At 67.4% G+C, this 25,873-nt stretch carries 25 protein-coding genes; 12 read left to right on the top strand and 13 right to left on the bottom strand.

What is annotated here, in order from left to right; all coding sequences use genetic code 11:
* Positions 1 to 115: 115 nt before the first annotated feature.
* The 7 genes from OG804_RS24780 to OG804_RS24750 form a co-directional block, all read right to left on the bottom strand.
* Positions 116 to 871 (bottom strand): DUF427 domain-containing protein, encoded by a 756-nt coding sequence (locus OG804_RS24780; RefSeq protein WP_328390381.1) that lies wholly within the window; start codon positions 869 to 871, stop codon positions 116 to 118.
* A gap of 94 nt (positions 872 to 965) precedes the next feature.
* On the bottom strand, positions 966 to 2,210 hold the full coding sequence (locus OG804_RS24775) for an MFS transporter (protein WP_328390379.1): 1,245 nt from the start codon (positions 2,208 to 2,210) through the stop codon (positions 966 to 968).
* Complete coding sequence (locus tag OG804_RS24770) at positions 2,207 to 2,677, bottom strand: MarR family winged helix-turn-helix transcriptional regulator (RefSeq protein WP_328390377.1); 471 nt, start codon at positions 2,675 to 2,677, stop codon at positions 2,207 to 2,209. The genes OG804_RS24775 and OG804_RS24770 overlap by 4 nt, the downstream gene beginning before the upstream one ends.
* Positions 2,678 to 3,031: 354 nt before the next feature.
* On the bottom strand, positions 3,032 to 4,186 hold the full coding sequence (locus OG804_RS24765) for an acetyl-CoA C-acetyltransferase (protein ID WP_328398716.1): 1,155 nt from the start codon (positions 4,184 to 4,186) through the stop codon (positions 3,032 to 3,034).
* 39 nt (positions 4,187 to 4,225) lie between these two features.
* The gene (locus OG804_RS24760; protein WP_328390375.1) at positions 4,226 to 4,837 is read right to left on the bottom strand and encodes a TetR/AcrR family transcriptional regulator; all 612 of its coding nucleotides are present in this window, start codon (positions 4,835 to 4,837) and stop codon (positions 4,226 to 4,228) included.
* Between the two features lie 241 nt (positions 4,838 to 5,078).
* A complete protein-coding gene (locus OG804_RS24755) occupies positions 5,079 to 5,876 on the bottom strand; it encodes an SDR family oxidoreductase (protein ID WP_328390373.1) in 798 nt (265 codons plus the stop codon).
* Positions 5,873 to 7,024 carry an acyl-CoA dehydrogenase family protein gene (locus OG804_RS24750; RefSeq protein ID WP_328398714.1) on the bottom strand — a complete coding sequence of 384 codons (1,152 nt, stop codon included), beginning with the start codon at positions 7,022 to 7,024 and terminating at the stop codon, positions 5,873 to 5,875. The genes OG804_RS24755 and OG804_RS24750 overlap by 4 nt, the downstream gene beginning before the upstream one ends.
* 210 nt (positions 7,025 to 7,234) lie before the next feature.
* Here OG804_RS24750 and OG804_RS24745 point away from each other — a divergent pair, with 210 nt between their 5' ends.
* From OG804_RS24745 to OG804_RS24725, 5 genes are all read left to right on the top strand, one after another.
* Entirely contained in the window at positions 7,235 to 8,803 is a 1,569-nt protein-coding gene (locus OG804_RS24745; RefSeq protein WP_328390371.1) for a FadD3 family acyl-CoA ligase, read from the top strand.
* Positions 8,803 to 9,720, top strand: coding sequence for an enoyl-CoA hydratase (locus OG804_RS24740; protein ID WP_328390369.1), 918 nt, complete (start codon positions 8,803 to 8,805; stop codon positions 9,718 to 9,720). The genes OG804_RS24745 and OG804_RS24740 overlap by 1 nt, the downstream gene beginning before the upstream one ends.
* Positions 9,721 to 10,860, top strand: coding sequence for an acyl-CoA dehydrogenase family protein (locus tag OG804_RS24735; RefSeq protein WP_328390367.1), 1,140 nt, complete (start codon positions 9,721 to 9,723; stop codon positions 10,858 to 10,860). It abuts the gene before it with no gap.
* The gene (locus tag OG804_RS24730; RefSeq protein WP_328390365.1) at positions 10,857 to 11,891 is read left to right on the top strand and encodes an acyl-CoA dehydrogenase family protein; all 1,035 of its coding nucleotides are present in this window, start codon (positions 10,857 to 10,859) and stop codon (positions 11,889 to 11,891) included. The genes OG804_RS24735 and OG804_RS24730 overlap by 4 nt, the downstream gene beginning before the upstream one ends.
* Positions 11,892 to 11,969: 78 nt before the next feature.
* Positions 11,970 to 13,022: an acyl-CoA dehydrogenase family protein gene (locus tag OG804_RS24725; RefSeq protein ID WP_328390364.1), complete on the top strand. Its 1,053-nt coding sequence runs from the start codon at positions 11,970 to 11,972 to the stop codon at positions 13,020 to 13,022.
* Positions 13,023 to 13,108: 86 nt separating this feature from the next.
* On the opposite strand, the gene OG804_RS24720 is transcribed toward OG804_RS24725, so the two are convergent.
* Positions 13,109 to 13,468 (bottom strand): helix-turn-helix domain-containing protein, encoded by a 360-nt coding sequence (locus tag OG804_RS24720; RefSeq protein ID WP_328390362.1) that lies wholly within the window; start codon positions 13,466 to 13,468, stop codon positions 13,109 to 13,111.
* Positions 13,469 to 14,321: 853 nt separating this feature from the next.
* Between OG804_RS24720 and rsgA the strand changes: the two genes are divergently transcribed.
* Positions 14,322 to 15,368 (top strand): ribosome small subunit-dependent GTPase A, encoded by a 1,047-nt coding sequence (gene rsgA / locus OG804_RS24715; RefSeq protein WP_328390360.1) that lies wholly within the window; start codon positions 14,322 to 14,324, stop codon positions 15,366 to 15,368.
* A 329-nt stretch (positions 15,369 to 15,697) separates the two neighbouring features.
* On the opposite strand, the gene OG804_RS24710 is transcribed toward rsgA, so the two are convergent.
* Both OG804_RS24710 and OG804_RS24705 read right to left on the bottom strand, forming a co-directional pair.
* Positions 15,698 to 16,027: a hypothetical protein gene (locus tag OG804_RS24710; protein WP_328390358.1), complete on the bottom strand. Its 330-nt coding sequence runs from the start codon at positions 16,025 to 16,027 to the stop codon at positions 15,698 to 15,700.
* Between the two features lies 1 nt (position 16,028).
* Positions 16,029 to 17,246: a Rieske 2Fe-2S domain-containing protein gene (locus OG804_RS24705; RefSeq protein ID WP_328390356.1), complete on the bottom strand. Its 1,218-nt coding sequence runs from the start codon at positions 17,244 to 17,246 to the stop codon at positions 16,029 to 16,031.
* A 214-nt stretch (positions 17,247 to 17,460) separates the two neighbouring features.
* Between OG804_RS24705 and hsaA the strand changes: the two genes are divergently transcribed.
* From hsaA to OG804_RS24680, 5 genes are all read left to right on the top strand, one after another.
* Positions 17,461 to 18,624 (top strand): 3-hydroxy-9,10-secoandrosta-1,3,5(10)-triene-9,17-dione monooxygenase oxygenase subunit, encoded by a 1,164-nt coding sequence (hsaA, locus tag OG804_RS24700; RefSeq protein WP_328390354.1) that lies wholly within the window; start codon positions 17,461 to 17,463, stop codon positions 18,622 to 18,624.
* Positions 18,624 to 19,502 (top strand): 4,5:9,10-diseco-3-hydroxy-5,9,17-trioxoandrosta-1(10),2-diene-4-oate hydrolase, encoded by an 879-nt coding sequence (gene hsaD / locus OG804_RS24695; RefSeq protein ID WP_328390352.1) that lies wholly within the window; start codon positions 18,624 to 18,626, stop codon positions 19,500 to 19,502. Before hsaA ends, hsaD begins: the two co-directional genes overlap by 1 nt.
* Positions 19,503 to 19,504: 2 nt before the next feature.
* Entirely contained in the window at positions 19,505 to 20,404 is a 900-nt protein-coding gene (hsaC, locus tag OG804_RS24690) for an iron-dependent extradiol dioxygenase HsaC (RefSeq protein WP_328390350.1), read from the top strand.
* 92 nt (positions 20,405 to 20,496) lie between these two features.
* Positions 20,497 to 21,123, top strand: coding sequence for a 3-hydroxy-9,10-secoandrosta-1,3,5(10)-triene-9,17-dione monooxygenase reductase subunit (gene hsaB, locus OG804_RS24685; RefSeq protein WP_442941622.1), 627 nt, complete (start codon positions 20,497 to 20,499; stop codon positions 21,121 to 21,123).
* A gap of 112 nt (positions 21,124 to 21,235) precedes the next feature.
* Positions 21,236 to 21,616 carry a YrdB family protein gene (locus OG804_RS24680; protein WP_328390348.1) on the top strand — a complete coding sequence of 127 codons (381 nt, stop codon included), beginning with the start codon at positions 21,236 to 21,238 and terminating at the stop codon, positions 21,614 to 21,616.
* Between the two features lie 134 nt (positions 21,617 to 21,750).
* Here OG804_RS24680 and OG804_RS24675 read toward each other — a convergent pair whose 3' ends face one another.
* On the bottom strand, positions 21,751 to 22,533 hold the full coding sequence (locus tag OG804_RS24675) for a hypothetical protein (RefSeq protein WP_328390346.1): 783 nt from the start codon (positions 22,531 to 22,533) through the stop codon (positions 21,751 to 21,753).
* Between the two features lie 168 nt (positions 22,534 to 22,701).
* Entirely contained in the window at positions 22,702 to 23,079 is a 378-nt protein-coding gene (locus OG804_RS24670; protein WP_328390344.1) for a MerR family transcriptional regulator, read from the bottom strand.
* Positions 23,080 to 23,144: 65 nt separating this feature from the next.
* Between OG804_RS24670 and OG804_RS24665 the strand changes: the two genes are divergently transcribed.
* Positions 23,145 to 24,248, top strand: coding sequence for an alkene reductase (locus OG804_RS24665; protein ID WP_328390342.1), 1,104 nt, complete (start codon positions 23,145 to 23,147; stop codon positions 24,246 to 24,248).
* Between the two features lie 73 nt (positions 24,249 to 24,321).
* Here OG804_RS24665 and OG804_RS24660 read toward each other — a convergent pair whose 3' ends face one another.
* Positions 24,322 to 25,803, bottom strand: a complete 1,482-nt coding sequence (locus OG804_RS24660) for an AAA family ATPase (RefSeq protein ID WP_328390340.1) — start codon at positions 25,801 to 25,803, stop codon at positions 24,322 to 24,324.
* Positions 25,804 to 25,873: the final 70 nt, after the last annotated feature.

Raw genomic sequence — 25,873 nt, 5'->3', positions numbered from 1 at the left:
AAGACGAGCGCAGGTCCGACACCCGCACCCCGCAGCCGCGGGGTGCGGGTGTCGGTCTTCTAGAAGCGGCCCACACCTCTCCCCAGCTCACGAGACTCCGCCCTCGACCCCGCGATCAGTCACCGAAAGGAGTCCGCGGCCGTTCCTCGAGTTCCCCGTCGATGTACACATCGACCTTCTCGTTGTAGAAGCAGGCCAGCCCCGCGACCTTCTGACTCTCCGGTGTCGGAGTTCGGTAGATCCACACCAGGTCCGGGTATTCGGTGTCGTCGATCCGGACGTTCCAGTAGTCCGCGTTGCCCTTGTACGGACAGCTGGTGTGGGTCTGCGAGGGCCGCAGCAGGTCCATCCGGATATCGGTGAGCGGCAGGTAGAAGCGGGCGGGCAGCCCGGTTTCGAACAGGATCCGGGGGGATCGTGAATCCGCGAGCGTCACGCCGTCCAGTTCCACCCGAACGTGCCGTGAGCTCGCCAGGATGTCCACCCGCGTGTAGGGACTGCGTGGGTGTACATAGATCGGTTCGTCCTCCTCGAACCATTCGTCCATCGCGTCCCAGTCCAGGCGCACCAGGTCACGTAGTTCCGGTGACGGTGAGTCCGGGTAGCGCAGCGCGGCGCCGGCGGCGGTGGCGCCGTCGACCACGACGTCGTGCCCGATTCCCTCGCCACGGCGAGCCGAGACGCGAGTGTTGCCGTCGGGTTCGAGTTTCGCGCGCATATCGGCGACTGGGATGTAGTAGGCCGGATAGTAGGGGTTTTCCCAGACGAGGGCGGGACGCACGGTGTCGGCGACCAGGTGCCCGCCGAAGTAGGCCCGCACCCTTTTCTGGATCGTCTCGACCCGGACCTCGTCTCGCTGCGCTTCGGTCATACCCCCCGACCCTACGCTCGACGCCCGGCCGGGCAGCCGAAAACAGGGCAGGCCCCGCTGGTGCGCGGGACCTGCCGATGACCTCTTGTGAAGGTCAGTCACCAACCGTGACGGCCTGCGCTTCTTCCACACTGTGCGGGGCCGGGTCGTGGTCGTCGATATGGGCGAGCGCGGAGCGTCCGAGCAGCAGGACCACCACGCCTACCGCGGTACATGCCGCACCCACCCAGAACGGGAGCGAGATGCTGTGCTCGCCGAGTTTGCCGGCCAGCCACGGCGCGGCGGCGCCGCCGGCGAACCGGACGAAGCTGTAGGCGGCCGACGCGGTCGACCGTTCCACCGGAGCGGAGATCATCACAGCTTCGGTGATCAGCGTGTTGTTCACACCCAGGAACAGCCCGGCCAGGATCACTCCACCGATCAGTACGGGCTTGTGCTCGGCGAACATCGCCATCACCGCCAGATCCGCGGCGAACAGCGCGACTGCCACGGCGATCATCGGAAGGGTGCCGAAGCGTGCCTGTAGCTTCGGCGCGAAGAACACCGAGGCGACGGCCAGCAGAATGCCCCAGCCGCAGAAGATGAAGCCGATCGCGTAGGTGCCCATGTCCAGCGGGAAGGGCGTGTAGGCGAGCAGAGTGAAGAACCCGAAGTTGTACAGCAGGGCGGTCAGACTGACCACCAGCAGCCCGCGGTGCCGCAGCGCTTTGAACGGCGCCGCCAGCGAGGTCGGTTTCGCGGCGCGCGGCCCCTCGGGCAGCAGCACGACGATCGCGACGAACGCGACGGCCATCAGCACCGAAACTCCGAAGAACGGACCGCGCCAGCTGATTCCGCCCAGGACCCCGCCCAGCAGCGGACCGGTGGCGATACCGATACCCAGCGCCGCCTCGTAGAGGATGATGGCCTTCGCGACCCCGCCGCTGGCGGCGCCGACGATGGTGGCCAGTGCGGTCGCGATGAACAACGCGTTGCCCAGACCCCAGCCCGCGCGGAATCCGACGATCTGCCCGACCGTTCCGGACATGCCGGCGAGGGCCGCGAAAACGATGATGAGCGCCAGACCGGCCAGCAGCGTCTTCTTGGCTCCGAACCGGCTGGAGACGACGCCCGTGATGAGCATGGCCACGCCGGTGACGAGCATATAGCTGGTGAACAGCAGCGATACCTGCGAAGGCGAAGCGTCGAGCTGTTCACCGATGGGTTTGAGAATCGGGTCGACCAGGCCGATGCCCATGAACGCGATAACGCTGGCGAAGGCGACGGCCCAGACTGCCTTCGGCTGCCCGGTCGATGTGCTGGTCGGCGGCGCGTCGGCCGTCCTGGTCGTGGTGCTCATCGGTGTTTCCTCGGTTGCGTGTGGTCTCCGGCCGATTCCCGTATCGCCGCCAGTAGTTCCCGCAGGTCGGCGGCGAGTCCGGTCAGGCGTTCGGTGTCGAAACCGGGTAGCGGACCGGATAGCGCCGCGCGCATGGATGCGCGGGTGGCGGCGAGCCGGGCACGCCCGGCCGGCGTGAGTTGTACGACGACAGCGCGTGAGTCGTCCGGGTCGCGATGCCGGGAGGCGTATCCCTCCCCCACCAGCCGGGCGATGAGCGTGGTCGCCGTGGGTTGTGATGTGCGGTCGATACGAGCGAATTCGCTGACGCGCAGTGAACCGTGTTCGTCGAGCACTGCGAGTGCTCGCACGGTGGCGCGCGGCAGGTCGTCGACGCTGAGCGTGCCCGCCGCCCGCGTGAGCCGACCCGCGGTGACCAGGAGATCGACGACGGTGTCGTTCACATCGGTCACCGGGTTCGGCTGCACCCAAATATTATTACATAGGCTAACTATCTATTTCCAGCCCGTGCGGTGGGATACCCGCCACATGCCGCAACCGCGAGGAAGATCGCCTGGTCGCCGCCCTCGACCATGGGCACACTCTGGACCGCGCGGGCCTGCGGCGCGCGACGACGAATGGCGCCGACTGGGCACATGTACCCGAGCGCATGGGCTGAACAGGCCCTCGATCCGATAACCGTCTCACCTGGAAAACCGAAGGTGGCCAAGATAATTCATAAAAAAAGCGGCGACCGGCTTCTCGATGGAAGCCGGCCGCCGCTACCGCAGGAAGTCCGCGGGCACGAACCCACCGCCGGGTCAGGGCGGCGGCTCGGTGCGTCAGCGGTCCAGACGTTCGATGATCGTCGCGTTGGCGGTACCGCCGCCCTCGCAGATGGTGAGCAGGCCGTAGCGGCCGTTGACCCGCTCGAGCTCGTTGAGCAGCGACGCGAACAGTTTCGCCCCGGTCGCGCCCAGCGGATGCCCCAGCGCGATCGCTCCGCCGTTCACGTTCACCTTCTCCGGGTCGGCGCCGGTCTCCTTCAACCAGGCCAGCACCACCGGAGCGAACGCCTCGTTGATCTCGACCACGTCGATATCGTCGATCGTCAGACCGGTCTTCTCCAGCGCCCACTTGGTAGCGGGAATGGGTGCGGTGAGCATGTACAGCGGGTCGGCGCCACGGGCACTGACATGGATGATCCGGGCCCGCGGGGTCAGCCCGTACTCCTCGACCGCCCAATCCGAGGCGAGCAGCGTGGCGCTGGCGCCGTCGGAGATCTGCGAGGCGACCGCGGCGGTGAGCGGGCTGCCCTCCTCCAGCGCCGGCAGCGAGGCCATCTTCTCCAGGCTGGTCTCACGCGGCCCCTGGTCGATCCAGAAGTCGCCCACCGGCACGATCTCATTGTCGAACCGGCCCGCCTTGATGGCGGCGCGCGCCCGCTCGTGGCTGCGCAGCGCCCAGTGCTCCATATCCTCGCGGCTGATCCCCCACTTCTCGGCGATCATCTGGGCGCCGCGGAACTGGGACACCTCGCCGGTGCCGTAGCGGTGATCCCAGCCCTTGGCGCCGACGAACGGCGAATCGAAGCCGTACTCCTTGCCCGCGATCATGGCCGCGGAAATCGGGATGGCGCTCATGTTCTGCACGCCGCCGGCCACGATCACCTCGGCCGTACCGCTCATGATCGCCTGGGCGCCGAAGTTGATGGCCTGCTGACTGGACCCGCACTGCCGGTCCACGGTGACCCCCGGAACCTCCTCCGGATATCCGGCCGCCAGCCAGATGGTGCGACCGATATTGCCGGCCTGCGGGCCGACATTGTCCACACAGCCGACGATCACATCGTCGACCCGCGCCGGGTCGATCGGATTGCGCCCGAGCAGGCCCTGCAGCGCGGCCGCGCCGAGATCGGCCGGGTGCACCTGCGCCAGCGCGCCGTTGCGCTTGCCGACCGGGGTGCGCACCGCATCGATCACATACGCCTCGCCCAGCGGCGTATAGGGGCGGCGAGCTGTTGCCATGGATTTCTCCTAATCGGTGTGGCCCGGCACGGTGAGCCCGTCGAGCACGATGGTGAGGTACTGCTTGGCGAGGGTTTCGACGGTGACCGACCCGCCGCCCGGCTGATACCAGCGGACCGCTACCCACACCGTGTCACGCAGGAAGCGGTAGGCGAGATCGATATCCAGTTCGGGACGGAAGCTGCCGTCGGATACGCCGCTGGTGAGCACCCGGCGCCACAACTCCCGGAATTCACGGTTGTAGTCGTCGATGTAGGCGAATCGCTCAGCGGCCCGGAGTCGTTTGGCCTCGGACTGGTAGATGGCGACTGCGGCGTGGGAGCGGTCGAACGATTCGTAGGAGGCCAGCACCAGAGCTTCGAGTGTGGCTCGCGAACTCAGCCCGGCGGTCACGATCTCGCGGTAGCGTCCGAACAGTTCGTCGAGGAATCCACGCAGGATCTCGTCCACCATGCCCTCTTTCGAGGAGAAGTGATGGTAGAGGCTGCCGGAGAGGATGCCGGCCGCGTCTGCGATATCACGCACCGTGGTGGCGCGCACGCCCCGTTCGGCGAACAGGTCGGCCGCCAAGTCGAGCAGTTCGGTTCGCCGGGCCGATTTCGAGGGGTCGGGTGCGGTCACCCCGCCATAATACAACCAAGCATTTGCTTGGTCCAGGCGGTAGGGTGCGAAACGGGCCCGGCGTTTCCGGCTCCCCCCTCCCTGTCGGAGCCGGACCCGGCCGGGCCCGCATCGTGGCGAAGCGGTGCCGTGCACTGCTTTCCGATCAATTCGACGCGCCGGGTCGGGCCGCGGTTCCACCGCACCCAGATTCACTACGGATTCGGCCGGGGTGCACGATCAGCGCACTCCGGCCGATCGGTCAGGCGCGCTGGCTGCTGATCGACACGACCTCGCCGGTGAGGTAGGTCGTGTAGTCGCTGGCGAGCATCGCGATAGTGGCCGCGACTTCCCACGGTTCGGCGGCCCGACCGAAAGCCTCACGCTCGGAAAGGCGGTCCAGCAGTTCCGAGGAGCTGACCTTGTCCAGGAAGGCGTGCCGGGCGATGCTCGGCGATACCGCGTTGATCCGGACGCCCAGTTCGGCGGCTTCCACCGCACTGCACCTGGTCAGCGCCATCACACCGGCCTTCGCGGCGGCGTAGTGCGCCTGGCCGTACTGAGCCCGCCAGCCCAGCACACTGGCGTTGTTGACGATCACGCCACCGTGTTTCGCGTCCCGGAAGTAGTTCAGGGCGGCCCGGGTGCACCGGAAGGTGCCGTTCAAGGTGATGTCGAGTACGCGGTCCCACTGCTCGTCGGTCATATCGACCACCGGCGTCTCACCGCCGAGTCCGGCATTGTTGACGAAGATATCGACTCCGCCCAGGGCCTCGGCGGCGGCCCGGACCAGTTCGTCGACCTGCGCCGTGCTGGTCACATCGCAGACGACGGCCCCGACCGTGCGGTCACCGAACTCCGTGGCCAGCTCCGCCCGCGTCGCCTCCAGGCGCCGTTCGTGCCAGTCCGACACCACCACGTCGGCGCCCTCGGCGAGCAACCGGCGGGCCGTGGCCGACCCGATCCCGGTACCCGCGGCCGCGGTGACCACGGCCCGGCGACCGCTGAGCAGGCCGTGGGCCGGTGTCTGCTCGGGTGCGACCGACAGCGGCCCGCTCACTGCCGGGCCTCGCGGGGCAGACCGAGCACCCGCTCGGAAATGATATTGCGCTGCACTTCGTTCGAACCTCCGTAGATCGTGTCGGCGCGGGTGAACAGGTACAGCCGCTGCCATTCGTCCAGATCACCGTCCGCGGCGACCAGTCCCGCAGCGCCGCGCACCGCCATGGCGATCTCACCGAGTCCGCGATGCCAGTTCGCCCAGAGCAGTTTGCCCACCGACGCCTGGCCGCCGTCGTCGGCGGTCTCGGCCATGGTGCGCTGGGCGTGCGCGCGCAGGACCCGCAGCCCCACCCAGGCTCGATCGATCTTGTCCGCCAGCAGTGGGTCGTCGAGAGCGCCGGAGTCACGGGCCAGATCCTCGATGGCCGCGAGTTCCCGGGCGAAGCGGATCTGCTGTCCGAGGGTGGAGATCCCGCGTTCGACATTGAGCGTGCCCATGGCGACCCGCCACCCGTCGCCCGGTGCGCCGACCACCAGATCGGCTTCGGTGCGAGCGTTGTCGAAGAACACTTCGTTGAATTCGGAGGTGCCGGTGAGCTGCACGATCGGCCGTACCTCGATACCGGGCTGGTCCATCGGCACCAGCAGGTAGGACAGACCCTTGTGGCGTTTGGAGCCCGGTTCGGTACGGCACACCGCGAAGCACCAGTCGGCCACGTGCGCCAGCGAGGTCCAGATCTTCTGGCCGTTGATCGACCATTGGTCGCCGTCCAGCCGGGCCGAGGTGGATACCGCCGCGAGATCGGAGCCCGCGCCCGGTTCGGAATACCCCTGGCACCACAGTTCGGTGACCGTGCGGATCCCCGGCAGGAACCGGTCCCGCTGGGCGTCGGTACCGAAGGCGAGCAGGGTCGGGCCCAGGAGTTCCTCGCCCACGTGGGAGACGCGGGCCGGCGCGTTGGCCTTGGCGTATTCCTCGTGGAAGATGATCTGCTGTCGCACGCTCGCCGCACGTCCGCCGTATTCGACCGGCCAGCCCAGGCAGGTCCAGCCCGCGGCCGCCAGTGCGCGGTCCCATTCCAGGCGCTCGTCGAAGGCCTCGTGTTCCCGACCGGGTCCGCCCAGTCCGCGCAACTCCCGGAATTCCCCCTCGAGCTGCTCATCGAGCCAGCCCCGCACCTGGGCGGCGAATTCGCCGTCGTCCAGTGCGGCGACGCTGGTTCGTTCGACAGTCGTACGCGGCCCCGCCGCGGCCGCGACACGCGTCCCGGCGGGCGGTTCGGCCGATTGCCGTCCGTCATCGCGGCCGGTACCGGATTCTGAGGTCTGGATAGCACCCACGCCGGTAGGATAACCTACCAAGCACTTGCTTTGTAGACCGCGCACCCACACGGCCGCACGACATCGAGGACACCCGTGACAACCCCCGCGCACACACCGCCGACGGACCGGACCACGCCACTGGCGCTGCACGCCGCCGCGCAGACATATCGCACGGCGCCCGCGCTGGTCGACGGACCCGTCCAGCTCGACTGGACCCAACTGCTCGAACAAGTACAGGACGTGGCGCGGGCCCTGCTCGCGCGCGGTATCCGCACCGGCGACCGGGTGGGCATCTGGTCGCCCAACACCCACCACTGGGTGATCGCCGCCCTGGGCGCCCACTACGCCGGCGCGACCCTGGTCCCCCTCAACACCCGCTACGTCGCCGACGAGGTGGCCGACGTACTGCGGCGAGTGGATGCCAAGGCCCTGTTCATCGCGGGCACCTTCCTGAAACGCGACCGGCTCGCCGAGTTGCGCGCGGCCGCACCGGAGCTGCGGATCGACACGGTCGTGGTGCTGCCGGTCGAGGGCGCGCAGGAACCGGTCGAGAACGCGCTGAACTGGTCGGACCTGGCCGCGACGGGCACGTCGGTGAGCCGCGAACAGGCGCGGGAACGGGCCGAGTCCATCAGCGCCGAGGATCTGTCCGACATTCTGTTCACCTCCGGCACCACCGGCCGCAGCAAGGGCGTGCTGATCGCGCATCGGCAGACGTTGTCCGCGGTCCAGGGCTGGACGGAATGCGCGACGTTGAACAGCGACGACAACTACCTGATCGTCAACCCGTTCTTCCACAGCTTCGGCTACAAGGCCGGGATCATCGCCTGCCTGCTCACCGGGGCCACCATGGTGCCGCAGATCGTGTTCGACGTGCCGACCACGATGCGGCTGATCGATCAGGAGAAGATCACGGTCCTGCCCGGACCACCCACCATCTACCAGTCGATCCTGGATTTCCCCGACCGCGGCGGATACGAGCTGAACAGTCTGCGGGTGGCGATCACCGGAGCGGCGCCGGTGCCGGTGGTGCTGGTCGAACGGATGTGGTCGGAACTCGATTTCGATGTGGTGCTCACCGCCTATGGTCTGTCGGAATCGACCGGGTTCGGAACCATGTGCCGGGTCGACGACGCGGCCGAGACCATTTCCGGCACCAGCGGACGCCCGATGGCCGGTTTCGAGCTGAAGCTGAGCGAGGCCGGTGAAGTACTGCTGCGCGGTCCCAATGTGATGCTCGGCTATCTGGACGATCCGGAGAGCACCGCGAAAACGATCGACGCGGACGGCTGGCTGCACACCGGCGATATCGGCGAGATCGACGACCGCGGCTATCTGAAGATCACCGACCGCCTCAAGGACATGTATGTCAGCGGCGGTTTCAATGTGTACCCCGCGGAGGTCGAACAGGCCCTCGCCAGGTTGGCCGGGGTCGCCGTGACCACGGTGATCGGTGTGCCCGACGAGCGGATGGGCGAGGTGGGCAAGGCCTACGTGGTCCGCAAACCGGGCGCGACGCTCAGCGAGGACCAGGTGTTCTCCCATGCCACCAAGGTGCTGGCCAACTTCAAGGTGCCGCGCTTCGTCGAATTCCGTGACGAGCTGCCCTACAACGCCGCCGGCAAGGTGCTCAAACGCCAGCTACGTGAGGAGAATTCGTAATGTCGGATCACAGCTCCACGAACACCGAGACCGGGAGCATCCCCTACGAGCCCGATGTGGTGACCTACGAACGCCGCGGCGCCGTCGCGGTGGTCACCCTGAACCGGCCCGACTACCGCAACGCGCAGAACTCGGTGATGACCTACGCGCTCGACGCCGCATTCGAACGAGCGGTCGAGGACCCCGAGGTCAAGGTCATCGTGCTGGCCGGCAACGGAAAACATTTCAGCGCCGGACACGATCTGGGCACCCCCGGCCGCGACCATCACGTCAAGTACCCGAACAAGGCCACGCTCTGGTGGGACCACGTGGACCGCCCCGGCGGCGACCAGCGGTTCTCCCGGGAGATGGAGGTCTACCTGGGTATGTGCCGCCGCTGGCGGGAGATACCCAAACCCACCATCGCCATGGTCCAGGGGGCCTGCATCGCGGGCGGGCTCATGCTGGCCTGGGTCTGCGACATGATCATCGCCTCCGACGACGCGTTCTTCTCCGATCCGGTGGTGCGCATGGGCATTCCGGGCGTCGAATACTTCGCGCACCCCTGGGTCATGGGACCCCGGGCCGCCAAAGAGTTCCTCTTCACCGGCGACCGGTTCGATGCCGCGCAGGCCAAGGAATGGGGCATGGTCAACCGGGTCGTGCCGCGCGCGGATCTGGAATCGGAGACCATGACGCTGGCGGAGAAGATCTCGGCGATGCCGCAATTCGGCCTGGCGCTCACGAAAAAGGCGGTCAACCAGTCCGAGGACCTGATGGGTATGCGCACGGGAATGGACTCGGTTTTCGGCCTGCACCATTTCGCCCACGCGCACAACGCCGAGGTCGGGGCCGATTCCCTGGGCGGGATGAACGCCAAATCCATGAAAGCGCAGGCGAGTTCTGCCGACGCGAAGAGCAAGGACGGGAAAGCCTAGATGGATCTCGATCTCGACGACAGCACCCGGGAATTCCAGCGGGAGGTTCGCGAATTCCTGGCGGCGAACGTGCCGGCGCAACCCCTGCCCTCGATGGACACCGAGGCGGGTTTCGAAGCCCATCGGGCCTGGGAACGCACACTGGCCGAGGCGCGGCTCTCGGTGGTCTCCTGGCCCCGGGAATTCGGCGGTCGCGACGCGTCGCTGCTGGAATGGGTGCTGTTCGAGCAGGAGTACTACGCGGCGAGCGCGCCGGGCCGGGTGAGCCAGAACGGCATCTTCCTGCTGGCCCCCACCCTGTTCGAGCACGGCACGCCCGAGCAGTTGGAGCGGATCATGCCGCGGATGGCGCGCGGCGACGACATCTGGGCGCAGGCCTGGTCCGAGCCCGAGGCCGGCAGCGACCTGGCCGGTATCCGCTCCACCGCACGGCGTACCGACGGCGGCTGGGTGCTCAGCGGTCAGAAGACCTGGAGTTCGCGCGCGGCGTTCGCGGACTGGGCCTTCGGCTTGTTCCGCAGCGACCCCGCGGCCGAGCGGCACCGCGGCCTCACCTACCTGATGTTCCCGCTCGACGCCGAAGGCGTTACCGTGCGGCCGATCCCCCAGCTCGACGGGGAACCCGGTTTCGCGGAGATCTTCCTCGACGACGTCTTCGTCCCGGACACCGATGTCATCGGAGCCCCGAACGAGGGCTGGCGGGTCGCAATGAGCACGTCCAGCAACGAACGCGGTCTCTCACTGCGCAGCCCCGGCCGCTTCAGCGCGACCGCCCAGCGCCTGATCGACCTGTGGACCGCGGGCGCCGACACCGGCACCGCCGCCCGTGATGCCGTGGTCGACGCCTGGATCGGCAGCGAAGCCTACCGGCTGCACACCTTCGGGACAGTCACCCGGCTGAACGAGGGCGGAAAACTCGGCGCGGAATCCTCGATCACCAAGGTGTTCTGGTCCGAACTCGATATCTCCATGCACGAGACCGCACTCGACCTGCTGGGCGCCGAGGCCGAAGAGGCGAGCCGCTGGACCGACGGCTACCTGTTCTCGCTGTCCGGCCCGATCTACGCCGGCACCAACGAAATCCAACGCAATATCATCGCCGAGCGGCTCCTCGGCCTACCGAGGGGAAGCAGCCGATGAAGTTCGCGCTCAGCCCGGAGCACCTGGACTTCGGCGCCAGTATCCGCAAACTGTTCGAGTCCGGCTCCACCGCCGCCGCGGTGCGGGCGTGGAGCGCCGGGGATCCGGCTCCGGGTCGCACGCTGATCGAACAGCTGGCCGCCGCCGGGGCGCTCGGATTGACGGTCACCGAAGAGTTCGGCGGTCTCGGCGCCGAACCGCTCGACCAGATCGTCGCGTTCGTCGAAGTGGGGCGGGCGGCCGCGCCCGGGCCGCTGGTGGAATCGGCGGCCGCGGTTCCCGCGCTGCTGCAAGCGCTGGCGGCGAGTGACCCCGAACCCGCGCAACGCTGGCTGCCGGGCATCTCGGAGGGCACGCTGTCGGCCACCGTCGGTTTCGCCGGGCGCGGGGGTCGCGCGGTCGCCGTGGACGCCGATCGGGTCGATCTCGTTCTCGTGACCGACGGCGAACGCCTCAGCACGGGCCGGGTCGGCGAACCGGTGCGGTCGGTGGATCCGGCCCGGCGACTGTTCGTGGTCGAGGCGGACGAGCTGATTGCCGAGGGGCCGCAGGTGGTCGAAGCGAGTGCGGCGGGCTTCGATTCCGGGGCGCTCGCCAATGCGGCCCAACTGCTCGGCGCGGGCACAGCGCTGCTGGACGCGTCGACCGACTATGTGAAACAGCGCAAACAGTTCGGGCGTCCGATCGGTGAGTTCCAGGCGATCAAACAGAAGCTGGCCGATGTCTTCATCGGTCTCGACCTGGCCGAACCGATGCTGTACCGGGCCGCGCTGACCACCGCGACCCCCAACCGGGCCCGCGATACCTCCGCTGCGGCCGTGGCCTGCGCCGACGCCGCCTACCGGGCGGCCCGCGCCGCTCTGCAGGTACACGGCGCCATCGGTTACACCGCCGAATACGACCTGTCGCTGTGGCTGACCCGGGTCACCGCCCTGCGCAGCGCCTGGGGCACCCCGGATCTGCATCGCGGCCGGGTGGCCGACGCCCTGCGAGCCGGGCCCGCGGCGGATCCGTCCGGCGCGCTCACCTGACCACAGCAGCACCAGCAGGCAGCGGCGAGAGCGGACGGACGCACTGCCGGTGTCGGTCCGAAACCCACGGGAGAAGAGATGATCAGCGAGGAACAGCAGGAGCTGGTGGCGGCGGTCCGGGGACTGCTGGCCAAGCGGGACGCCCGGGCCGGTATCCGCCAGGCCATGGACACCGATCTGGGCTACGACCCGAAGCTGTGGGCGCAACTGTGCGAGCAGGTCGGCGTCGCGGCGCTGGCCGTTCCCGAGGAGTTCGGCGGGTTCGGCGCGGGCCTGGTCGAATCTCTCCTGGTGGTGGGTGAACTCGGCCGGACACTCGCCGACGTACCGATGCTGGGGTCCGCGGTGCTGGGTGTCCAGGCGGTGCTGCTCTCCGGCGACACCGACGCCTGCGCCCGGCTGCTGCCCGAGGTGGCCGAGGGCAGCCGCACGCTCGCCGTCTGCTGGGCCTCGGCGCGGGGCTGGGACGACTTCGGCGTGCGGGCGGACGGGGAAACCCTCGACGGCACAGCGCACTATGTCCTGGACGGCACCATCGCCGACACCTTGATCGTGGTGACCGATACCGGATTGTTCGAGGTCGATCCGTCCGCCGCCGGTGTCGAACGGCAGCGGGTCGCGGCCATGGACCCCTCCCGCAGTCTGTCCGAGATCTCCTTCACCGCAACCCCGGGCCGTCGCCTGGGCAGCGCCGAAGTGGGCCCGGTCGCCGAACGCCTGCACCGGATCGCGTGGGCCGCCGTCGCCGCCGAGCAGGTCGGCGCGGCCGAATACTGCCTGGAGGCGACCGTGGAATACACCAAGTCACGAGTGCAGTTCGGCCGGGCCATCGGCAGTTTCCAAGCCCTCAAGCATCGTATGGCCGATATGTACGTACTGGCCGAATCCGCGAAATCCGCCTCCCTGGCCGCCACATTCGCGGTGGCCGAGGATTCGGCGACCGCGCCCGAAGATGTGTGGGTCGCCCGCCGCCAGTGCTCCGAATCGTTCTCGGCGATCGCCGCGGAAACCATCCAGTTGCACGGCGGTATCGCCATCACCTGGGAACACGACGCGCACCTGTACTTCAAACGCGCCCACGGCGACGCCGAGCTCTTCGGCCACCCGGCCCGGCCGCTCGTCAACAGCTGACCCCGCGGGACACGACTGCCGCGGGGCGGCGTTCCGGTGCGCGCGTCCAGCGACGCTGTCGGGCGAAGTGGTCCGTGGACAGCCCGTCATTCTGTGGGGTCGGTGGGTTGCGGGGTTTGTCGCAGTTCGGCGTTGATCTGCTGGGCTTCGGCGAGTTGGTCTTCGAGGATGATGATGCGGCACGCCGCGTCCAGCGCGGTGCCCTGGTCGACCAGTTCCCGGACCCGGGCCGCGATGCGTAGTTGGTAGCGCGAGTAGCGGCGGTGTCCGCCGTCGGAGCGTTGCGGGGTGAGCAACTGGGCCGTGTCCAGGGCTCGCAGGAAGGCTTGGGTGACGCCGAGGGCCGCCGCGGCGGCGCCCATGCTGTAGGAGGGGTAGTCGTCATCGTCGAGGTTGCCGGCGTGGCCGCCGGGGTTATCCGTCGATCCGTGCTGAGCTTCGTCCATGTACACCTGTCCGGGAAACGAGAATCGGCCCCCGGCGCTGTCTGCGCCGGGGGCCCGAGGGGTTTACTTCACGAGCCGTACGTAGTGACCGGCTTCATGCGTTCGCATCCCAGGAAGAGCAGGGTGCGAGGGGTTTCTCAGCGTGACTGTCGGTCACCTCCTATGGATCGAGGGGCGGTACCCGACGCCGACAACTCGCGCCGGGTACCGCCCACTACTTCCTTCGATCTCCCTGCAGACGCTGATCTTGCCGCGCCCGCAGCGGGTACTTCGACTACTTCCCGGGAAGTTCATCCTCTACCCGGCCGATAGGACTTTCTTCATCTGCTGATGAGACGAAGATATAACACTGGTTCGCATATGTCTACAGTCGCCACTACATATTTTCTGCCGGATGCCGGCGATGATGGAACAAGCACGTCCGGCCCGGATGAATGTCAGCCCGACCCCGTCCACGATCACATCGAATCGCTCGCCCCAAGAGTCGCCATAGGTCATCGCCGCGTCCGTCCCGCATTCCCGCACGAAACCGGCTTTGTCCGCTAAGAAGTAGCGGCGGTCGAACAAGCGCGTCACGGCCACCGTGATCGAGGAGGCGAACCAGGTTTTCGGCATGCTCGAGCCCGCCTTCGGCACCTACGCGATGACCCCGGAAAAACCGATTGCGGCCGATCCGGCGCCGTGACAGAGTGACCACAACAGCGAGTCGTGAGAGGAGGTGGAGAGCATGCCAGTAGCCCGGATTGTCGTGCCGCGGCGAACCGTTCCGGTTCGTGCCGCGCTGGCGTTCTCCACCCCGAACTCCCCTCGCTGAACCCGTCGGGTTCGGTGCCCGACGAAGGATTTCCCCACCATGGTCGACTTCGACCTGCTCGTTCCCTACGGCTGGACCGAAACCACCGCCGCGCAGTACCTCCCCCTCCTCGACCCCGGCTGTGTCCCCGCCCGGATCGTGCGGATGGATCGCGGCGAATGCGATGTCGTGGCACCCGCCGGCCCGGCCCGGGCCACCTGCCCGCGTGTGGATTCGCCGATCAGCGGCTTGTGCACTGGTGACTGGGTCACCCTCGACACCCGATCGCACGTCCGGGCCGCACTACCGCGTCATTCGGCCATCACCCGCTCGTCCGCGTCCGGACGCTCGGAGAGCCAGGTACTGGCCGCCAATGTCGACACCGTGCTGATCTGCGCACCCGCCGACGGTGACGTCGATCCGGGGCGGATCGAACGCATGCTCGCCTTGGCCTGGGAGAGCGGCGCCCAGCCGGTCGTCGTGCTCACCAAGGCCGACGCCGCCGATCACGTCCCCCTCGACGAAGTCCGCGCGGTCGCCCCGGGGGCGCAGGTACTGGCAGTCAGCGCGACCGCCGGGATCGGCCTGGAAACACTCCTGGCGCTGCTCGACGGCACCGTCGTTCTGCTCGGGGCATCCGGCGCCGGGAAATCCACCCTGGCGAACGTGCTGCTCGACGCGGAGGTCTTCGCGACCGATTCCGTACGCGCGGCCGACAAGAAAGGGCGGCACACCACGGTCCACCGGGAGCTACGGCCGCTACCCGGCGGCGGAACCCTCATCGACACCCCCGGGCTGCGGGGAGTCGGACTGTGGGATGCCGCCGAAGGCATCAGCCGCACCTTCAGCGATATCGAGGATCTCGCGGCGAACTGCCGGTTCGCCGATTGCGCGCACGACGCCGAACCGGATTGCGCCGTCCGGGCGGCCCTCGAAGCCGGCGAGATCCCGCAGCGGCGGGTGGACAGCTACCGGAAGCTGGGCCGGGAGAACGCCTGGATGGAGGCCCGGACGGACAAACGCCTGCGCGCCGAACGCGAGAAGGTCTGGCGGGGTATCAGCAAGCAACAGCGGCGGATGTACCGCGAGCGCGACACTCGTCGCTGACGGGAACGCGCGAAGTCGACGACCCTCGCCGAAATCGTCGCCGAGCGCCGCATCGGTCTCGTCGGAATCCGAGGACGGAGCAGGCGTGAGCGCGCCACGCAGCGAGCCACGGCCGGTTCGATCGGCTTGCCCGACCGGCGGCACGACCTCGGTCACCGGGTGCCCGGTGCGGTTGATGATGGTCTCCTCGCCCCGTTCGACACATCCGGCGATGCGCGACAGGTTCATCTTCGGCTCGTGGATATCGAACTGCTCCGACGCATAGCCCGCCATGGACGCCTCCTCAGGCGAGTCGCCCCACCTTCGGTGGTCCGAAGGATCCGCGCAGGTTATTTCGGAACGTCGAGTACACCCTCGTCGACGGCCCATTTGATCGTCCGCTGCAGGCGCTCGCACGTATCCGGGCGACCGGGCCCGTAGCCTTTGGCGCTGAGTTCGGCGAAGACCGGGCAGTGGGTGGCCGGGTTCTCCTTCCACTGCACCGAGGTCTGCCGGGAACTGCTCTTGCGAACCAGCACCTCGGTGTGGCAGGCCTGACACCGCAGCGGTGTCAGGCCGTCCTCGAGATACCGTTCCCGGTCCACGACCGTCTGGGCCTGCACCGCGGCCCGCCGTGCGGGCTGGTCGGCGAAGTCGGGTGCTTTCGCCCAGCTGGTCATGTCAGACTCCCGCCTCCGCCTGGTCGGCGCCGGATTCGGCCGCCTCTTCCTCACGTTTACGCTTCAGGTTCTCCTCGACCTCGGCCTCCCAGGCCTCGTTGGCCTTGGTGGTGTCGACCTCGAATTCGAACCGCTGCGTCATCTTCTCGGTCACGTCCGCGATGTCGACATAGAACTGGTCGTACCAGCGCCGCAGCTGATAGACCGGACCGTCCTCCTCGCAGAGCAGCGGGTTCTCGACCTTGGACTTGTGCTTCCAGATCTCCACGTCCTGCAGGAAACCGTCGCCGAAGAAATCGGCCATGGTCTTCGCGAGGTTCTGCGCGGTCGCGTCGTCGATGCCCTTCGGCTTCTCGACAGTCAGGCCCCACTGCAGCATGAACGAATCCTGCGACACCGGATAGTGGCAGTTGATCAGGTTGATCGTGATCTCGTAGCCGCCGTAGCTGTTGATCAACGGGTTGATCATGTAGGACGGCCCGAAGTACGACGCCTCCGACTTCAACAGCTGATCACCGGCGTATTTGGCGCCCAGCCCCACGTCCGGACGACCCTTGGTTTCCAGGAACTGAGTGGCCACATGGCCCTCGAAAACGTTCTTGAAGTAGGTCGGGAACGCGAAGTGGATATAGAAGAAGTGGGCCATGTCCACGACGTTGTCGATGATCTCGCGGCAGTTCGCGCCCTCGATCAGCAGCTGGTTCCAGGTCCACTGGGTCCAGCCGCTGTCCAGTTCCTCGACCGGATTGCCGTCGGCGTCGGTATAGGGGCCGGCGATATGGGGGATGGTCACCTCGGGCGGCGGTTCGTTGCGCTCGTGGTCGTGCCAGATGAAGAGCTGACCGTTGCGTTCGAGCGTGGTCCAGCGCCGCGTCCGGGCCAGCGGCGGCACCCGCCGGCCGTACGGAATCGACGTGCATTTACCGTTCGCGCCCCAGCGCCAGTCGTGGAACGGGCAGGCGATGTCGTCGCCCTTCACCTCGCCCATGCTCAGGTCACCGCCCATATGGCGGCAGTACCCGTCGAGGACGTGCAGTTCGTCGGCGCTGTCGGCCCAGATCACGAGTTTGGTGCCGAACGCCTGGACCGAGTGCGGTTTGCCGTCCCGGAAGCTCTGGGCCAGGCCCAGGCAATGCCATCCGCGCGCGTACCGGGTGGGGGTCGATCCGACGTCGAGCTCCCGTACCTTCGCCCCACCGCTTGCCGGGGTTACTGCCATCGCGATTCCTCCTCCTGCTGTACTAGAACACGTTACAAAACTGGCGTCTCGAACGCCAGCTATTCGCGCCACATCCAGCACATGTCGCATATTCCCAGACCACGAACACCGGTTCTCGACATGAACGAGAACCTGTTCTAGTCTCAGAAGTAAATTCTGCGGTGAGCAGATGACTACCGGTTAGTGAAACGACCAGGCAGGAGCAGGGCCGGAGATGACGCGAGAAGTGACCGAACGGGTCGAAGCGCTATTGCCCACGCTGCGCGCCCGCGCACAGGAAGCGGAGGATCTTCGGCAGATCCCCGAAGAATCCATCAAGGACCTGCAGGAAGCCGGTTTCTTCCGGCTGCTGCAGCCCGAGCAGTGGGGTGGACACGCCGCGGACCCGGTCGTCTTCTACGACACGGTCCGCAAGATCGCCAGCGCCTGCGGTTCCACCGGCTGGGTCGCCGGGATCATCGGCGTGCACAACTGGCATCTGGCCCTCTTCGGCCAGGATGCCCAGGAAGAGGTGTGGGGCGACAACACCGATGTGCGGATCTCCTCGTCCTACGCGCCGATGGGCGCCGGCACCGTGGTCGAGGGCGGCTACCGGGTCAGCGGATCGTGGGCGTGGTCCTCGGGCTCCGGCCACGCCGACTGGACTTTCGTCGGCGGACCGGTGATCAAGAACGGTAAGCCGGTCGATTTCGGCAGCTTCCTGATCCCGCGTTCGGAATACCGGATCGACGATGTGTGGAACGTGGTCGGCCTGCGCGGCACCGGCTCGAACACCCTCGTGGTCGAGGACGTATTCGTGCCGACGCACCGCTTCCTCAGCTACAAGACCATGAACGACCTGAAATCGCCCGGTCTGGAGCGCAATACCGCCCCGGTCTACAAGATGCCGTGGGGCACCATCCATCCCACCACCATCTCGGCGCCGATCGTCGGCATGGCCTACGGCGCCTACGAGGCCCATGTCGAGCACCAGGGCAAGCGGCTGCGCGCGGCCTACGCCGGCGAGAAGGCCAAGGAGGATCCGTTCACCAAGGTCCGGATCGCCGAGGCGTCCAGCGATATCGACGCGGCCTGGCGCCAGCTGTCGGGCAATGTCGCCGATGAGTACGCGCTGCTGCTGGAGGGCAAGGAGATCCCCTTCGACCTGCGCGTACGCGCCCGGCGCGACCAGGTCCGCGCGACCGGCCGGGCCGTCGCCTCGATCGATAAACTGTTCGAGAGCTCCGGTGCCACCGCGCTGGTCAACGGCACTCCGCTGCAGCGGTTCTGGCGCGACGCGCACGCCGGCCGGGTACACGCCTCCAACGATCCCGAACGGGCCTACGTCATGTACGGCACGCACGAGTTCGGGCTCCCGGTTTCCGACGGGATGGTGTGATGACCTCGACGGCCGAACTCACCTACGAGTCCACCTCGCGGTTCGCGCAGGTTCGTCCGGATCTGACACTGCACTATCACGAGGCCGGGGTCGGCAACGGCCCCACCATCGTGCTGCTGCACGGCGGTGGCCCGGGCGCCTCGTCGTGGTCGAACTTCTCCCGCAATATCCCGGTGCTGGCCCGCGAATTCCATGTGATCGCGGTGGACCAGCCCGGGTACGGGCAGTCCGACAAGCCGACCGAGCACCCGCAGTACTTCGTGCACAGCTCCTCGGCACTGAAGGATCTGCTGGACAAGTTGGAGATCACCGGCCGCGTCCACCTGCTGGGCAATTCGCTCGGCGGCGGCGCGGCGGTCCGGTTCGCCCTGGACTACCCCGATCGCGCCGGGAAACTGATCCTGATGGGCCCGGGCGGGCTGAGCACCAACCTCTTCGCCGCCGACCCCACCGAGGGCGTCAAGCTGCTGGGCAAGTTCAATGTCGAACCGACCCGGGACAATCTCGAGGCGTTCCTGCGGATCATGGTGTTCGACCAGTCCCTGGTCACCGCCGAACTGATCGAGGAGCGGTTCGCCTCCGCCAGCACCCCCGAGGCGCTGGCCGCCACCCGGGCCATGGGCAAATCGTTCGCGAGCGCCGATTTCGAAAAGGGCATGCTCTGGCGCGACGCGTACAAACTGCGCCAGCCGGTGCTGCTGATCTGGGGCCGGGAAGACCGGGTGAACCCGCTCGACGGCGCGCTGGTGGCGCTCAAGAACATCCCGCGCGCCCAGCTGCACGTCTTCGGCGGTTGCGGGCACTGGGCGCAACTGGAGAAGTTCGCCGAGTTCAACCGGCTGGCCGCTGATTTCCTGCTCGGCGTCAAGGAGAAATGACGATGAGTATCAAGGCACTCGGGTACATGCGCATAGCAGCCACCGATATGGCGGCCTGGCGCGAGTACGGGCTGAAAGTGCTCGGCATGATGGAGGGCAGCGGCGCCGATCCCGATGCGCTCTACCTGCGCATGGACGATTTCGCCGCGCGTCTGGTGATCGTGCCGGGCGAGCAGGACCGGCTGCTGGTCTCCGGCTGGGAGGTCACCGACGGCCCGGCGCTGCAACGGCTGCGGGAGTCGCTGGACAAGGCCGGGGTGACCTTCGAGGAGGGCACCAAGGAGGAGCTCGCCGAACGCCGCGTCGAGGGAATGATCCGGTTCCAGGATCCCTCCGAGAACACCCTCGAGGCGTTCTACGGCGCCCAGTACCTCGGCCGACGGTTCGTCAGCCCCTACGGCCACAAATTCGTCACCGCGGAGCAGGGCCTCGGGCACGTCGTGCTGACCTGTACCGACGACGCCGCGGCGCAGGCGTTCTACCAGGACGTACTGGGATTCCGGCTGCGTGATTCCATGCGGTTGCCGCCGGAACTGGTGGGCCGCCCCTCCGACGGGGATCCGGCCTGGCTGCGGTTCTACGGCTGTAACCCCCGCCACCACGCGCTGGCGTTCATGCCGCTGCCCAACCCGACCGGGATCGTGCATCTCATGGTCGAGGTCGAGAACTCCGACGATGTCGGCCTGTGCCTGGACCGGGCGATGCGCAAGAAGGTGAAGATGTCGGCCACCCTCGGCCGCCATATCAACGACAAGATGCTGTCGTTCTATATGAAGACCCCGGGCGGATTCGATATCGAATTCGGCTGTGAAGGGCTGGAAGTCGACGACCACCGCTGGACAGCCCGAGAATCCACCGCGGTGAGCCTGTGGGGCCACGACTTCTCCGTGGGTTTCAAGTGATCTCCGGCCGTGCCCGGTGCGATACTCGCACCGGGCACGGCTGATATCCGGCGGTCCGCCCGCCGGCAGCTCCAGTACGAGGCGAGGACGGTATGAACGTGACGGCACCAGCGGACCCGGCGGACGGCGCCACCGACGCGGCGACCACCGACCAGGCCACCATCGACCCCCGGCAGTTCCGCAACATTCTCGGACAGTTCTGCACCGGTATCACGGTGATCACCACCTGCACCGACGGCGACACCCCCATCGGCTTCGCCTGCCAGTCCTTCGCCGCCCTCTCCCTCGAGCCTCCGCTGGTGCTGTTCTGCCCGACCAAGGGCTCCCGCTCCTGGGCGGCCATCGAGGCCAACGGCCGCTTCTGCGTGAACGTACTGGCCGAGGAACAGCAGGCGGTCTGCGCGACGTTCGGTTCCCGCGAGCCGGACAAGTTCGGCGGAACCGATTGGCACACTTCCGAACTCGGCCTGCCCCGGCTCGACAACTCGCTGGCCACCATCGAATGCCGGGTGGACAGTGTGGTCGACGGCGGCGATCACTTCATCGTGATCGGGCGCGTCCTGGCCATGGCGGAGACCACCGCGACCACGAACGGCCGCCCGCTGCTGTTCTACCGCGGCCAGTACACCGCCATCGAACCGGAGAAGACCACCCCGGCCCCCTGGCGCGCCGACCTGGACCACTTCCTCACCACCACCACCCTGGACACCTGGCTGTAGCGCTGCGAGCCGCGATTGATATCAATATCTCCCCTGTGCGATAACTCTGCCCGGCCACCGCAGGGTGACACCCCCTGGACCGGCAAGCCACGCTGTGCAACAATGCTCTCAAATGAGAGCATTGCTCTCCATGAGGGAAGAGCTGGCCGTGGCGGAAATCTGGAAATGGACCAACCTGACGTTGGCCTTCGTACTGGAACTGACGGCGCTCGGCGCGCTGGCACTGTGGGGCTGGAAGATCGCTGACGCTACGCCGGTGAAACTTCTGGCAGCTGTGGGGATGCCGCTTGTCGCGGCAGTCGCCTGGGGGCTGTACGCGGCCCCGAACGCAACCTCCGATCATCCACTGCTCGCGGTTGCCACCAAGATCGCTGTTTTCGGCGGAGCCGCGATCGGGCTGTGGGTTGTGAACTACCGAGGATTCGCGATCGTGTTCGTCGCGGTCCTGATCGGCAACCTGCTGGCGATCAAGCTCGGGCACCTGAACGCGTGAACGAACAGGCGCCGCCCGCATCCATGTTCAGGCCGACCCCGGCGTCCCCCCGGCCCGGAGGATCGCATCGAAAGCCGATTTGTGGAAACGCTGATACCGGCCGACCGCACCTTCGCCGACCGTGACGGTCCCACTCAGGACGCCGCGGCGAAATAGGCGGTTCGCACATCCACCATCGTCGGAGCCGGGAACTCGGGCGCACCGGCGCCGAGTTCGCCCATCGCCACCCGCCAGGCACCGGCGGATCTGTCGATCGCGGTGCGTGCGTCGGACGGTTGTAGAACGACTTCGGCGCCCCCGGTGCAGGAGTAGGCGCCGACCAGACCGTCGGATCGGCCGCCCCACGCCCCGCCCACCCGGATACGACAGGTGCGTCCGTCGGCCAGGTCGAGCGCCCAGGGCTCGGGGTCCGCGGTCGCCCCGATCGGTTCGAGCGGCGGATCTACCGTGTAACGGCGCAGCTCACGCAACCACGGATCGCCGGCGCAGAGCAGTTCCGTCCTGGTCGGTGTCGGCCAGCAGACATCGGCCATATCCGCGGATGCGCCGCAGTGGTAGATGCCCGGGGTGTCGGCGGAACGACTGGGAGTGCCGTCACGGCAGTCGAGTTCACCGGTGAGTTCGGCGTCGGGCAGGGTGAACCCGTTGATCGGCCGGCCTGCCGTGTCGACGGCGATCAAGGACACGACGTCGGTCGTGGACGCGCTGTCGGTGGGTGGCGTTCCGGACGCGACCGGGCTCGCCGTCGGCGCGGATATCGGCGTGGCCGAGGTCGATTGCGCCGAACTGCCCGGCGGCGCCCCGAGCGGAGAGACAGCCGGATTCGCACCGCCGTCCGCGGATTCCACGCATCCGGTCAACGCCAGCAGCAGCACCGCGACACCCGGAACCGCCTTCCCCCACTTCGCGAATGCCATGAGCAACCGTCCTCGCCCCGGGGACAACATGCGATCCGAGTGTAACTCGGGCAGTCCCCGCGACGAGGGCACTTGCGACCCGATATTCGCGCGCGGCAGAGTCGTCGACGATCCGCGACCCCGCGACCGGCCGGTGGTGGTCGCGCCGATCAGCGCGACCCGGCCGGCTCAGACCCTGGCCGCGGCGAAACCCGCGCCGGCCCGCTCGATCACCTCGTCGAGTACGTCACGGGACCGAAGGAGGTCGGCGATCATCCGATTGATCCGCGCACGCTCGACTTGCAGCTCACCCACCAGCTCCGGTGTCGCGGATTCAGCGGCGCCGCCATCGGTATCGCGCAGGCAGGGCAGGATCTGCACGATCTTCTTGCTGCACAACCCGGCCGCGAACAGTTCCTGGATATGGATCACGCGGTCCACCGCCGGTTCCGGGTAGTCGCGATGCCCACCCGGTGTTCGGTCGGCGGCCAGCAGCCGCTGCTCCTCGTAGTAGCGCAGTGATCGTTCACTGACCCCGGTGCGCTGCGCCAGCTCTCCGATTCGCATTCTCACCTCGCAATATCACCCTAGGGCTTGAACCTCACATCAATGTCAGGTCTTACCGTCCAGCCATGACAACCACAGCGCACGGCGTTCTATTCACCCCGGCCCGCATCGGCGACCTCGAACTGTCGCATCGCCTGGTGATGGCCCCGCTGACCCGTAACCGCGCCGGCGCCGACGGCACCCCGTCCGACCTGATGGCGACCTACTACGCCCAGCGGGCCGGTGCGGGCCTCATCATCGCCGAGGCCGCGACCCCGAATCAGGTGGGCCAGACCTACGCCAATATCCCCGGCATCTACCGCGACGCCCACATCGCGGGCTGGCGGCGCGTCACCGACGCCGTACGGGAGGCCGGGGGCCGGATGTTCCTGCAACTGCAGCACGGCGGCCGCGTCGGACATCCCGACAACAGCGGCCTCGTACCGGTCGCCCCGTCACCGATCCCACTGCCCGAGACGGTTCACACACCGTCCGGGCATCAAGCGGCGGTGACGCCCCGAGAGCTCACGGTCGGCGAGATCCACGCGACCGTGGACGATTTCGTCACCGCCGCCCGCAACGCGGTCGCCGCCGGTTTCGCGGGTGTGGAGGTACACAGCGCGAACGGTTATCTGCTGCACCAGTTCCTGGCCGAGAACACCAATCGCCGTACCGACGCCTACGGCGGTCCGGTCGAGAACCGGATCCGTTTCACGATCGAAGTCGTCGAAGCGGTCGCCGCGGCCATCGGCCCGGAGCGGGTGGGGCTGCGCATCTCCCCGGCGAACCCCGTCAATGGAATAGCGGAAGGCGATACCGCGGCCATCTACCCGGCGCTCGTCACCGCGCTCGCCGATCGGAACCTGGCCTACCTGCACATTGTTCGTATCGACTCGGACGATCCGCTGTTGCGGCGGCTCCGGGATATCTGGCCCGGCGTTCTCATCGCCAACCCCGCGAAATCGGGTGACGCGCGCGACCCCGCGGCGATCGAGCGGGAGGCGGAGCGGTTGCTCGCCGCCGGAGCCGACCTGATCGCCCTGGGCCGTGCCTTCCTCGCCAACCCGGACCTGGTCCAACGCCTCCGTATCGGCGCGACCCTGAACGAAATCCGCGACGCGCACCTGATGTACGTGGGCGGCCCCGAGGGGTACACCGACTATCCCACCCTCGCGGAAGTCGTCGCCTGAGCGCGGTCCGCCCGGGCGCAGCGGAACCGGGCAGCCGGCGAGCCGCGGGCAGGCCGCGGGTCGAGCGAACCCGCTATTGTCCGTACAGCTCGGGTAATCCGATGAGCAATACATCCGAGTCCAGGGCCGCACGCTCGCGCAGCGAGGTGCTGAAACCGGCACCGCTGAAACACGCGAGACGGCATCCCGAGACATCCAGGCCGGCGCCGGCCAGCAGCTCCCGAGCTCGTACCAGTCGATCGAGATGGTTCACACCCATCGTCACCCCCCACTTCGACTCACCGATCAGCGATACCGCTGCCCGCCGACCGCCACTTCCTGCCTGTCTCACCGCGACATCGACCTGAATCTGTTGGCGTGTCTTCGAATCCGTGACGACCCCACAACCTATGTCCCCGAACACCGCGTCGGAACCGAGTAGGTCGACGCCGTCCCTCAATACGAACTCGCGGCATATCGCCTCGAAATGCGGACCGGCGACCTGCGCGGAGAAGCGTTCCGCCGAACGTGCCCAGACCTGTTCGGCCTGGCCGCTCTCCAACCGTGCCCAGGCCGGACGCATGATCGCCTCGTAGAAGGTGATCAGCGGCTCGGCAATTCGGTAGAGCGATTTCCCGGACCGGAACATGTCCGGCTCCCGGACCAGGAGGTGGCAATCCTCCAGCACGGTGAGTGGATGGGAGATGTCCACCGCCTTCCGGCCGATGTAGCCGGCAATTCCACCACGCGTGCTATTGCCCTGAGCTACGGCAGCCAGAACGGAGTGATATAGGGCGGTGTCCCGGATCTCCGCTTCCTCGGCGAGGAGATATCGCGCCTCCCGAAATAGTGGACTCAGCGGTGACAGCACAGTTCGGCACAGCCAAGAGTCGAACTCGGCCACCGAAGCGGGGACATCGTCGGCCAGGAACTGACGGCGATATGCGGGTGTCCCACCCAGCACGGCGTGTAGCCGGACAGCCAATGCGGGGTCGCGCGCCACACCCCAGAATTTCGCGGCGTCCCGGTACCCGAAAGGCCGTACCACCAACTCCAACTGCGCTCGGCCGCGCAGTGGTGCGCTGCTGGCCAACAGCCCGCCCATGACCGACATCGCCGAGCCGCACAGCAACATCCGGATACCGCTGGACTCGGTCTGATAGCGGTCGATTTCCCGCTGAATCAAGGAGGGCAGTTCAGGTACCGCCCTGACCAGGTACGGGAACTCGTCGATGACTACCAGCGTCGGGCTCTCGGCTCGATTTCCGGCGCCCAGGCCGAACATGTATGTGATCGCGTGATCCCAGTTCTCGAAGGAAATCGGAACCTCGGCGCCGGTGAAGTCGGACAGCGCGGCGCCGAATTGCCGCAGCGACTCTTGCCCCGTGGCCGTGGTAGCCCCGAAATAGAAACCACCCAACCGCTCGACCAACGCTCGCAGTAGATACGTCTTGCCCATCCGCCGCCGGCCGCTGACGATGCCCAGTTGCGCAGAAGCTATGGGCCTGGTCGCGAAGGAAACCAGTGCGTCCCATTCCACGACTCGGTCGAACAACTGCTCCGGTTTGACGGCCACGGCCGAACCTCCAGACTGTTAGGACTACACTCCTTAGGAGGATACTCCTAAGGAATCCGGGAGCTATCGG

This window comes from Nocardia sp. NBC_00416 (assembly GCF_036032445.1).
Lineage (GTDB): Bacteria > Actinomycetota > Actinomycetes > Mycobacteriales > Mycobacteriaceae > Nocardia.
The sequence above is the reverse complement of the archived record's forward strand: the minus strand, read 5'-3'. Positions and strand labels throughout refer to the sequence as shown.